At 47.1% G+C, this 12,157-nt stretch carries 9 protein-coding genes; 2 read left to right on the top strand and 7 right to left on the bottom strand.

Features of this window, described 5'->3' with window-relative positions; genetic code table 11:
• Positions 1-733 precede the first annotated feature (733 nt).
• The gene (locus tag ACYVR3_RS11905) at positions 734-1,747 is read right to left on the bottom strand and encodes an acyltransferase family protein (RefSeq protein WP_461244417.1); all 1,014 of its coding nucleotides are present in this window, start codon (positions 1,745-1,747) and stop codon (positions 734-736) included.
• A gap of 417 nt (positions 1,748-2,164) precedes the next feature.
• On the opposite strand from ACYVR3_RS11905, the gene ACYVR3_RS11910 reads away from it, so the two are divergent.
• Together ACYVR3_RS11910 and ACYVR3_RS11915 are read left to right on the top strand one after the other, a co-directional pair.
• Positions 2,165-5,236, top strand: coding sequence for a YfhO family protein (locus tag ACYVR3_RS11910; protein WP_461244418.1), 3,072 nt, complete (start codon positions 2,165-2,167; stop codon positions 5,234-5,236).
• 165 nt (positions 5,237-5,401) lie between these two features.
• Complete coding sequence (locus ACYVR3_RS11915; protein ID WP_461244419.1) at positions 5,402-6,067, top strand: histidine phosphatase family protein; 666 nt, start codon at positions 5,402-5,404, stop codon at positions 6,065-6,067.
• Between the two features lie 443 nt (positions 6,068-6,510).
• On the opposite strand, the gene ACYVR3_RS11920 is transcribed toward ACYVR3_RS11915, so the two are convergent.
• The 6 genes from ACYVR3_RS11920 to ACYVR3_RS11945 all read right to left on the bottom strand — a co-directional run bounded on the left by ACYVR3_RS11920 (position 6,511) and on the right by ACYVR3_RS11945 (position 11,367).
• A complete protein-coding gene (locus ACYVR3_RS11920) occupies positions 6,511-6,756 on the bottom strand; it encodes a hypothetical protein (protein WP_054736911.1) in 246 nt (81 codons plus the stop codon).
• A 21-nt stretch (positions 6,757-6,777) separates the two neighbouring features.
• Positions 6,778-7,005: a hypothetical protein gene (locus tag ACYVR3_RS11925; protein ID WP_054736912.1), complete on the bottom strand. Its 228-nt coding sequence runs from the start codon at positions 7,003-7,005 to the stop codon at positions 6,778-6,780.
• A gap of 342 nt (positions 7,006-7,347) precedes the next feature.
• A complete protein-coding gene (locus ACYVR3_RS11930; protein WP_461244420.1) occupies positions 7,348-8,355 on the bottom strand; it encodes a GDSL-type esterase/lipase family protein in 1,008 nt (335 codons plus the stop codon).
• Between the two features lie 163 nt (positions 8,356-8,518).
• A complete protein-coding gene (locus ACYVR3_RS11935) occupies positions 8,519-9,682 on the bottom strand; it encodes a MalY/PatB family protein (protein WP_461244421.1) in 1,164 nt (387 codons plus the stop codon).
• A gap of 327 nt (positions 9,683-10,009) precedes the next feature.
• Positions 10,010-10,855: a PfkB family carbohydrate kinase gene (locus ACYVR3_RS11940; RefSeq protein ID WP_461244422.1), complete on the bottom strand. Its 846-nt coding sequence runs from the start codon at positions 10,853-10,855 to the stop codon at positions 10,010-10,012.
• A 2-nt stretch (positions 10,856-10,857) separates the two neighbouring features.
• Entirely contained in the window at positions 10,858-11,367 is a 510-nt protein-coding gene (locus ACYVR3_RS11945; RefSeq protein WP_461244423.1) for an ECF transporter S component, read from the bottom strand.
• Between the last annotated feature and the right edge of the window lie 790 nt (positions 11,368-12,157).

Below are 12,157 nucleotides of genomic sequence, written 5' to 3' on the forward strand. Positions count from 1 at the left end.
CCATGCCGGATCTCTCCGGACCCGCGTATGACTAAAGCACTCGCAGCCCGAACCCCGCGGACTACGACTGCTTAAGTCATATCGACACTGCTGAGCCTCGCGCGCCTCCGCCTCCCGCTACATGGTGCGCTGTCGGTAACAGAACTGCTGACTGTCACAATCTGAAGTTGACGGAACTGCGTGATGGCAACGTTAGACAATTACTCGACAACTGCAGACGCGTAACCGCAATGAACCAACGATTGCATAAAACTAAATTTGTCAGTTATGCGTTACGTTCACGTGAACTTAATGCGTTTGTGCTGATATTCAGCTATTGCAATATATGAATCGCTGATTGCCGATCATCAACGTCAGTCGTTGTAATCCCGTGACTGAACGTGCAGTTAAGCGCTTGAGATGGTCTGCAATGGCGACCAATTGCGCAATACGAGATTCCGGTCAGCGGCTAGGTGGATGCTGTGTCGCGATGATTGGTGGTTGTTGGCGTACTTCCGACAACCGCCAATCATCGGGGACGAAGTTAAGACTCGCACAGGTTTGGGCGAGGCTTAACTTCGAGGTTTGAGACCGCCCTTTGGCTCAGACCGGCCCCACAGCAGGAACCTAGCCGCTGATCGGAATCGACAGTTTAAGCAAATCACCGCACTTCACAAACTAAACAGTAGACTGCTTACGCTGGACACAAACGACAACAAAAAAGCACCATCTCCATCGAAGACAGTGCTCACATTCACTCCCGCAACGCCTGTGGGCGCTTCAGTCGGTTTTTAAATTGTCGGTATAAAATGTTTAAAAGAATTGGAACCGTGAGGCCGAAGATGATTTGGACCCACCAGTGGTCGAAAACATCGACCTTGGCAACCACGTCAAAAATCATCTTGTGCATGTACATAATAGCCCCCGAGTAAACGCCAAGTGGCATCAGCCAGTTGAAGATTCGGGCCGAAGTTAGGAAGTCGCTCAGGAGGAAGACTCCCAGGGACAACACTAACGGGATGAATGCCCCCAAGAAGGAGTTCGCAATCGTGTGTGATTTAAGGTAGAAACTAAATCGTAACATACCTTGATACTTACGCACGATCAACACCGCGTACATCGCAACAATAGCCGCCGTCAGCAACGCTTTGTGCGGAATTTTCGGGTAGTATTTGAACCCATAATAACCACACAGCATATACAACGCTGCAACCAAAACGATGTCGGCATCCCAAGGAACGTACTTATATTGGAAGAAACTCATATGGGTATAGGTCATGCCTGCCATGTACATCATCAACACGATGAAGAACTGGGCCGGAACCGAGTCGACCCAGGTAATGATCATCACAACAACCAATAAGGTCACAATGTAGACGGTCATGTACCAGAAAATCGACAATTCGTGGTTTAATGTTCGACCACCGTATAGCAGTCTGACAAAGTAAAACAAGGTGTACTTCCACGATTCCGCTAAAATAAAGTGGCTTGCTAGGATCAATAATCCCCCAGCCACCAGATACATCCTAACGTTGGGAATGATCCGTCGCTTTAGAAAATGCTTCACACCAGCCCAATTTGGTTCTAACGGCCGTAAGAAAAACCCACCTACAATGAAAAACAGCGGCATGTGCCACCAATAAATTGCTGAAAACATGGTACTCATCGCTGGTGAGTCTTCCACAAGCGGATGAATGGCATGACCAGTAACAACGGCAATCATCCCAATTGCCTTGGCCATGTCGACCCATTCAATTCTTTTGCCCATCAATTCTCATCCTTTCAAACGTGATTCCTTGGTCTATTTTACCGAAAAATTATCAAAAAATCGGTCTGTTACACAAACGTAAAGATTTTGTTTTAATCTCGGTGAATCGTTCGGTTTTCAAAGTACCATCAAAATCCCGATAGACTAGCAAAGAAACCGGATTCATCGTTTTAGCACCTTTCAGGCAATTTCAAACCTAACAACGGCACCTAACTATCACGACCCACCGTTTTCCGGGACTCGTTAGTTGTCATCTATTCTTAATTCGCTCACCCTACTAAACTATGTCATAATAAATACCAACGAAACCTATAACCGCTACCGCCACTTGTTTGCCGATAGCGACCATCATCGTCATCGCTGTTGCGCGTTTCGACAGCAATGACCTCATTATTATACTTTATTGGAGCGATTACTTTGAAAAAAGTTACTAAACTCGTCCCGGTGTGGTTAGCTTACACCATCATTTTTGTCGGCATCGTTGCCTGTTCCTTTGGCGCCCTTCGATTAACGGGACAAACCACTATCTGGAGTCTGGACGGGATTGCCCAGCACTACCCGATTCTCACGCAATTTTATCGCATTCTTCACGGCACCGCGCATCAGTCGCTATTTGGCTGGTCTTGGAATCTCGGCCTTGGCGCAGACCAAATGACGACCTTCGCCTACTACGTCGTTGGTGATCCGTTTAGCTATCTGATTGCCCTCTTCCCAGCCGATAAGCTTGAGCTGGGTTATCAGCTATTGACGATTCTTCGACTGTACGTTGTGGGACTCGCTTTTCTCGCATTTGCCAAACAGTTCCGTTTAAACCGTGGTGGCGCACTTACTGGCGCATTGATCTATACGTTTAACGGGTACGCCTTTTACGTGAGCTACCACCACCCATTCTTCTTACTGCCATTGATTTTCTTTCCATTGCTTTGTCTTGCAATCGAACGCATCTATCAAGGGCACTCATTCGGCTGGCTAGCGCTTTTAATTGGGTTAGTGCTGATTTGTAACGTGTATTTTGCCTACGTGTTAGCGATTGGTGCCGTCATTTTTGCCATCATCCGCTACATCGACTTAACTTATAAACACCGGCTCAACGTCTCCTTCTTAAAAGCGCTCGGTTCCTTTATTGCTAGTGGTGTGATTGGGGTACTGACCTCCGCTGTGATTTTGCTGCCAAGCGCCTTAGCGATGTTGCATTCATCACGGTCTGGCGGGTCGATTTTTGCGAACGGCCTGAAACTGTATCCGCCCGTTTACTACCTTAATCTCCCAGATGCGTTGATCAACTCGAACGGTACCATTTACTACTGGGTCGTGATTGGCACAAGCGGTCTTTCGTTGCTCGGCATTATTTGGATGATGCGCCACTTCCGCCAAAATCTTGCCATTAATATCACGCTGATTTTCATTCTGCTTGGTCTTTTGGTCCCAGCGGTGGCCGCAACCTTCAACGTCATGAGTACGCCATCTAATCGGTGGGTGTTGTTGGCACACCTCGTATTCGCCTTTATTGCTGCCCGCTTTGTGGATCAAATTCACACGCTCGAACCAGCAGACTTCACTTGGTTCCTAGGCGTTTCAACTGGGTTACTGATCCTTGTTTGGGCAACCAACGGCTTTTCACTTAAACTGACAACCAATAACCTGATTATTTACGTCATCTACTTCCTATTTATTACGCTACTGGCTTATGGCCTACTTCAAGAACTCTACGCTTGGCAGCTTAAAATTGGCTTACTTGCACTCGTTTGTTTGAACGTGATCACTACTGGATTAGGCTTTTACAGCGCCAACTTTAGTGCATCGACCGAAAATGAATTGCCGGCTGGTACGGCATCCCGCTGGGCGAAAACTTATTTTGACGCCGCGGACCGGTATTTGAATCGCGCCGATCAATCTTTTTATCGCACCTCAACCACCAGTGATTACTACACGTCACTCACCGTTGGCAATAACATTCCGATGTTACTGAACACACACACGATCAGTTCATACTACTCGGTTCAAAGTGGTTACCTTAACACCTTTAACAAGCAGCTCCAAAACAGTCAAAACGCCATGAATAACCCAACGGACGAAGTTGATGACCGGACAACGATGAATAGTCTATTGGGCGTTAAATACCTGTTTGCGCGTCAAGATAACGTCGCCAATCAGGCGGCTGCTCCTTACGGCTTCACGCCAGTTAAAAATAAAGCTGGTCACGTCGCGGTCTTCAAAGATCAGCCCGTTTACGGGTTAGGCAATGGTACCGGGACGGTACTGCTTAAAAACCAGTACGCGCTACCGCTGGCCTATACCCAAACCAAGCAACTGACCGATACAACGTATAACCAGTTGAACGCGCTCACTAAGGAACGGGCACTGCTGAAGGGGACACATACCAGCAAAACTGTGTCGGGTGTCACGAAAACCTCAGCCACCACCGTTGGTAAAAGTGTTCCCTACAAGGTCAACGTTACCAGTGAACCCATCACCACCTTGCCACAGGCGATCACTTATCGCCTACAGCACAACACCAGTAAGTCCCTTTCGGCCGCCGTTTCAACTAAGGGGTTGATGGACGACCCTAAAGAAGCGCTCAAGTACGCAGCAGCAACTGGCTTAGACGACCCATCCACCCGAGTTGAAGATCTGTTAGCCCAGAACCAACTGATGTTAACCAATAACGCCGAAGCTAATAAACACGGGCTGAAGCAAATGACCAGTGACGTCCTCGGACAGCAGCAGACTTACCAGTTACAGATCAAACGACCTAAGTCGACTCGCAATACCGAACTGTATTTGGACCTATCCGGCATTCAAGCTAGCTTCCCATCAACTAAGACCCAATTGGCTAAGATCGCCAACCAGTCAGCGCTTGCGGGCACGCCTAACACCAAGGGTGACAAGTTAAATAACTGGCGTGAGATCACCCAACACCCTTATTTTGACGAGTACTATTTAAACATTAACACGAGTACATCTAAAACCACCTTTGATCAACTGGGCATCAATAATATGTCTGATTACGAGCCCAAGCACCACCTCTTGATCAACCTGGGTTATTCCTCCAAAGCGCGTCAAATGGTGAACTTAACTTTCAGTAACGCCACAAAACTCAGCTTTAAAAACGTGAAATTGATTGCCGTTCCGTTTGGCAAATCCTATCAACAACAAACCCGCGCCATTCAAGTCCACGGCTTAAACAACTTGAAAGTAACCAACAACACCGTCACCGGAAACACGAACCGCAAACAGGCCAGCGTTTTAACAACGTCGATTCCGTACTCGACCGGTTGGCATTTAACCGTTGATGGTCAAAAGAAATCAACCCAAATCGTTAATAGCGGCTTCGTGGGTGCGTCACTCACCAAAGGACCGCACCACGTTCGCTTAGTTTACGAAACCCCTGGTTTGAAACTTGGTAAGTGGTTATCGATTGGCGGTGGCCTGCTCTTGATTATCGCCAGTCTCTGGCAATTTGTTTGGCAACGACGACAACAAGCTTAGTCTTAAAACACGACCAAAGCGCGAAATGCGTTGGTCGTGTTTTTTGGTATTCACTATTATTCTACTAACTCGCATTGGAAAGGCGTACGCTTTGAAAACCGCCGTTCAACAACCAAATCTGTTATAATGAATGTAACCGTTATCAAATCCTAGGAGGCACATATTATGAAGACCATCACCGCATACTTCGTCCGTCACGGTCAGACCATGTTAAACCACTACAATAAGGTTCAGGGCTGGATTGATTCCCCGCTAACTGATCGAGGAATCGCCGATGCCAAACGCGCTGGTGAACAACTCAAAGCAATCAACTTCACCGCTGCTTACAGTAGTGACTCTGGTCGGGCAATTGAAACCGCTCGTCATATTTTAAAGGCCAACCCAAACAACCTGAATATCATTAGTTACCAATACCCTGAATTCAGAGAACAGTGCCACGGCTACTTTGAAGGAAACGACTTAAATCAAATGTGGCAATTCGTTGGTGCCCAGGTTAAATTAACCTCCGAATCTGACGTTTTAGGCACTTACGGTCTAGAAAAGGCCCGTGATTTGATCCATCAAGCTGATCTTTACGGTGAAGCCGAAAGTAATGACATGTTCTGGGATCGCCTCAGTCGTGGCTTTAACAAACTGCGGGATAACTCCGAAGACGGCGACACCGTTCTCGTTGTGTCTCACGGCATGACGATTCGCTCAATCGTTGACCGTTACGCACCTGAACTTGATGAAGGCGTCGCAACGATCAATGGCAGTTTGACCAAATTGACCATCACTGATGACAACATTCACGTTGAATTCTTTAACCGGATTTCTGGTGAGGATCTATAGTAATTGTTCCGAAAAGCCTCGTTTTGCGAGGCTTTTTTACTGTCGTTTGTGTCCAGCGTAAGTGTTGGGTGCGATTTGGGTGTCGGCTGTTTGTCGTCGCTTCGCTCGCCAAAGCCGCATGAAAGCCGGCGCTCTCAGGCTACAAAATTCGGCGCCACTTAAACTGTTATTTCCAGGGTTCCTGAAGTTGTAAGAACTTGACAACCACGCGCTTTCTGGCCACCACGCCGAATGGTGCTGCGCGAGACTGAGAGCTGCATGCAAGGCGACATCGGTAACCCCGCCAGGCCCGGGCGCCTTCACCGATGTCGCCTTGCACACTGCTCTCAACCCGTCTCGCTCCGCACACTTATGCTGGACACAAGCGACAGCAAACTCAAAAAGACGCTTAACCCACAATCAATCGATTGCTGGCTAAGCGTCTTTTGATATTTGCCTTCGAATCATCTTGCAACGACCTCCGAATTTACTGGCACAAGCGCCGGCGCAAAAGCAATTTGCGGTTGCATCCGATTCAGCGCAACGATGACCCGTCCCGTTAACTCCACCACTTTCCAGTGATCATCACGATGATATTCTGTTACCGTTACCATTGCTGTGCGTTCGTAAATCTTTTCAACTTTTCCAACAAATGGCCGTAATAGATTCCCGTTAGGCTGGCAGCGAACTAAATCATTTAATTGAATCATGTTCATCACTCCTTCATTTAATTAGACTGTACAATTTATGATCGTCATTAGTTTGGCATCGGCTAAGTCCACCACAACCGTATGCTGGTTCTGCTCAACAACTCGCCGATCCTTAAAGTGGTAGTTCAACACTTCAACCACGATTCGATCGACAACTACCCGGAGAATGCGTCCAATAAAGGGCGCTGTCATCTGCGGTGTTGAGCAACGGACTAACCGGCCAGATTCAACTTGTTCAATTTGCATCATGTGAACGCCTCCTTTGTCGATATCTATAAATTATCAAATTAATAAGAAATTATTAAGGAGAAAATGTGAAGATTTATTGAAAGTGTGCGAAACGGGGCGTTTAGAAGGTGGTGTGTAGTGGGGGACCAAGTGAAACTGCCTGGACTTTGGGCAGTTTTACTTGGTCCCCACTACATGCAACCTTCTGCCCCGTTTCACACCATTCGGCACAGTTGCCTAAAAAATGAGTATCTATCCCCTCTCTGATTCAACTACCCACAAAAAAACCCGCCGCCAACTCCAACAGGAATCAACGCCGCGCTCTTCAACTAATCACTAGTTATTCTGGTTTCAGTTCACTTATTATTTAATATTATTCTGCAAAAAGTCACTAATATACCCACTCATCTCAGTATAGGTTGCCTGAGTTGGGTGCAAGCGTTGATCACCAAAGACGGTCATCCGTGCATCATCGGTTGGGATAATCGTACCTTCGTAATCACGCCAATCAAGCACTTTGATATTGTGCGCCTTGTAAACTTCAGAGTCCATATCCCGTAGATCATTTAAGGTATAAGCATGATCCTTGTACATCGTGGTTGCCGCTGAAACGTACTCGCCAGTCGTGGCATCCGCAACGTAGCAGTTCAACGGCAACAACCCGAAGATCTGCAAGTTAGGATATTGGGCCTGCAACTCGGTCAGTTCTTGATCAAGCGTCGATTGAACGGACATCAATGACAGGTCGTGGAAGTAGTCGTTGACCCCGTAGCTGATGGTTGCCACATCATCCTTATCGAAATCGTGGTTATCGATGTTGTACGTTAAATCCAAGCTACTGCTACCAACAACTTTCCCGTTATTCTCACCCAGGTTAGTTGACGTCATCCCTAACGTTTCACCAACTTGCTTAGGATATGGCGTCGTTGCGTAGTCAACCCCCGTCCAACCCTTGGTGATGGAATCACCTAGGCTGACCATTGACATTTGACGCAACCACTTAGTGTAGATCCATCCTTGAACGCTTGGCTTGCTGGCAACTTTGACGTAGTAGTATTTTAACCCATTCTTCAACGTCGCTTGCTTGGTGGCGATCAACGTTTTGTTGGCATAGTTTTTAACCCAGTGGGTCTTCTTGGCGGCCTTGTTAGAGCCGTATGGATAGTTCCAAAAAGCCGCGGTGATTTTACTCGTCGCAGTCGTCGAACTCGTCTTGACTCGCATCATCTCGTTAACTTTAACGGTGGTCTTCACCTTTGATTCAGGCGATACCTTGGCCGCTTGTGCTTGAGTGGCGATCCCCATTGTCGTCAACCCCAGCAATAAGCCACTAACGGCAAATTTAATAAATTGAACCTTTGATTTCTTCAACGCACTATTTCCTCCTCTTAACTATAGCCTACATTATAGCGTATGTTAGCGAGCTCAGAAAAAACGTCATCGAATTGTTGTGGGACTGTAATAGTACGACATAACTTGTCAGAAAAAAGCGCCACACCGGGCTGCTCCCCGTGTGTGACGCCAACGTTATTCATTACATGTCGCGATCAAACACCTGTAACCGGTGCAACGCTTCCTTTAAGACTTCTCGATCAACCGCAAAATTCAGTCGCATAAAGCCGTGACCTTCTTCACCGTAATCAATGCCCGGATTCAAGCAAAGGTGTCCTTTCTCTCGTAACGCTTGATCCAGTTGCGCATCCGTCACGCCGTAAGCCATAAAATCAAGCCACATCAGGTAAGTCGCTTCCGGATACATCGGCTTAATTCGGGGGATGTGTTCGTTAATGTACGCGTACGCTAAATTTCGGTTTTCTTCTAGGTATTGGTTCACTTCTGCAAGCCACTCAGCGCCTTGCTCGTAAGCCACTTGAGTGCTGACGAGGCCGAACGTGTTCAGTTCTTCCAACTGTTCAGCGGTAGCAGCCCGCTTCAGCACCGCTAACAACCGCGGATTTTTAGTCGCTAAATACGACGCCTTTGCACCAGCTAGATTAAACGCCTTCGTTGCGGATTTTAAAAGCACCGTTTGTTCCGCTGCTTCCAGCCCCATTAAATCAGACAACATCGACACTGGATAGGCATCCGAGAACGTTGTATCATCGTGAATTTCATCTGCCAAAATGAACACTTTATGCTGGGAAGCCAGTTCCGTGATGCGTTGCAGTTCCGCGTTCGTCCAAACCCGGCCACCCGGATTTTGCGGATTGCAGACGATAATTGCCCGGGTAATTGGATCTGACATCAACGTCGCTAGCCGGTCAAAATCAATCACGTATTGCCCTTCTCGTTGAACCAGTGATAGTTTCACCATCTTACGCCCATTGTCCGTCACCACCTGTTCATATGGCGGATAATAAGGGGCCATCACAATGACCTGATCACCACGCTGCGTCAACCGTCTAACCGCTAGTGATAACCCAGTCACAACCCCTGGCATCAAAATAATCTGTTCAGGCGTCAGGGTTACCGCGTGATGTCCCTGTTCCCACGCGATAATCGACTGATAGAACGCATCGCTTGGTGCCGTATACCCGAGTACTTTATCATCTAACACCGTTTGCAACGCATCTCGAATAAACTTCGGTGTCGCAATGTCCATATCTGCGATGGTCATTGGCAGCAAACTAGCGTCATCTTTAAGAACCTGCCACTTGATGTTATCGTGTTCTTTTCGGTTAACGTGCGTATCGATCATTTCAACCACTCCTCATTTCAGACTTAAGTTGTTACTGTCATCATGACTGATGTTTCTTCGAATTTCAAGTTAGCCACTGCTAAAATCATCAAAAAAGAGATTGAGAAAAAAGTCCATATTGGTAAGCATCGAACTAATTTCTTAACTCAAAGTAAGTTAAAAAATTTCACTTTATCTCAAGACTATTATCTAGCCTAAACGTGCGCCAAAACTCAGGCCCCGGCCATATAAGAGAACCGGCCCGTAGATTTCAAAACCAGAAATCCACGGGCCGGTTCTCTTATATTCTGGGACCTAAACGAGTTTTTGCCCACTCTCTAAAAATCGTTATTTATCTTGTTGACTCATCTGCGGACCAAGCCACTGTAATAACCGACTTAACTGCATCCCAAAACGACGTTGATACCCCGCTTCGGAAGTCTGGTCTAACGATTGCTTAATACCGTTGACCGCTAATGTGACCGCATCAGTTAACGACCAGTGGTGGACGAGTGCACCGCTTAAAATGGCGGAAAAAACATCCCCGCTGCCGTAAAAATGCCCGTCCTGATTCGGCAACGTCATCACGGTCAACTGACCATCCCAACACGCCGTCTTAACCTGATTCGTACCCGGAATACCAGTAATCACTAATTGCGTACCTGGTGCCGTAAGTGACTGAAGGCCATTCATCTGTTGTTGAATCTGCGTCTCAGTCGGCTGACCAGTAACTGTTTGTCCCGTCAAAAGCTGGGCTTCCGTCCAGTTAGGCGTCACAACCGTTGCCAACGCCATTAACCGCCGAATTGCGGCAACGTAGGTTGACGCCAAACCCGGATAGAGTGCGCCATCATCCGCCATCACTGGATCAATGATCAGCAATGGTAGCCGTTGGGTTGTTAATGCGGTCTCTAACGTCTGTACTAAATCTTCACGGCCAATATACCCAATCAAACCACCAGATAATTGAACTGACTGGGCCTGCCAGTGTGCCAACGTTGCTGAAACCCAGTCAACCGATGCTTGTGACACCGGTTCACCAAATCCCTCAGTTTGCGTCGATAAGACCTGAGTTGGCAAAATAGCGGTCGGAACGTCCATGGCTGACATAATCGGAATCGCAGCGCCCAGAGACATTGTCCCAATTGCGGATAAATCTTCTGCCAGCAAAAATGGTCGGTTATGCGTTGTCATCACTATGACCCAAGTAAGTGCGGCAAGCGACTTTCAAGTGGAATGACCACGAGGTAACCAACAACCCCACCCAAGATACCTTGAATAAAGTTAGTTGGCACACCAATAACCCCAACGGAAACCCCGTACAGAATCGTATCAGATAAGAAGTAGCCAGCAACCATGACAACTGTCCCAATCACCATTGCCAAAATTTTGACGGATCGCTTCTTACCACTACCGATCCAACCAGCAACGAATCCTTCTAACCCGTGAACAACCAACGAAAATAACATGTATTGAGAATAGCCTGAAATTAAATCTAACAAAAATCCACTAGCGGCCCCAACAATGGCCCCTTGTTTACGTCCCAACAGCAATGCAGCAACAAAGATCCCCGCATCACACAAGTTAACGTTCCCGTGCGTCATCGGCACCGGAATCAAGAAAAATCGAGAAATTACAACCGTAACGGCAATTAGCATTGCCAAATAGACGACCTCGCGCGTCGACATCTTTCGTTTTACATCCATAACCAATCACACTCTCTTTACTCAATGAATTTTAACCAAAATAACATAATTGCATAACTCATTACACCACGCTAGCCCAATTAATTCAAGTCCAGCGCGTGAACTGGTACAGTTTACCATTATAGTTAATCAATGCTGTCGTTTGTGTCCAGCGTAAACATTTTTCTGTTTAGTTTGTGAAGTGAGATTTGCGTAAACGGTCGATTCCGGTAAGCGGCTAGGTTCCTGCTGGTGGGGCCGGCCTGAGCCAAAAAGCGGTCTCAGTCCTCGAATCTAAGCCTCGCTAAAACCCGCGCGAGTCTTAGATTCGTCCCCGATAATTGGCGGTTGTCGGAAGAACACCAACAACCGCCAATTATCGCGACACAGCATCCACCTAGCCGCTTACCGAAATCTTACATTGGCGCAATTCGGCACTATCGTAGAACATCTCAAGCGTTTGAACGATTAGTTACAGTGTTGTAACGGCTGAGGTTGAGCCACTCAACGTCAAAATTGGTCATCAGTTAACGCTCATCAGCACGATGGACAACCGTCAATTTATTCTGAACGATGGCTCAAAGCGCTTGAACGTACTGCTGACTCAATGCGGTAACATTGCCGTTCAATGTTTATTGAGATGGTATCGATTGTCAGCGTGTGACAGTTTAACCCTTCATAATAAATTTTCGGGAGTGCGGTCTTGCTGCCGAAAACCCGCAAACAAGAGGTCAGTCAGAAAATTGGGCTCAGCCGTGAAATTTCACTTAGCTGGTGAACTTCCAGCTTAGTGAAAGGCCGAATTCTGAGA

Source organism: Secundilactobacillus muriivasis, from assembly GCF_054785195.1.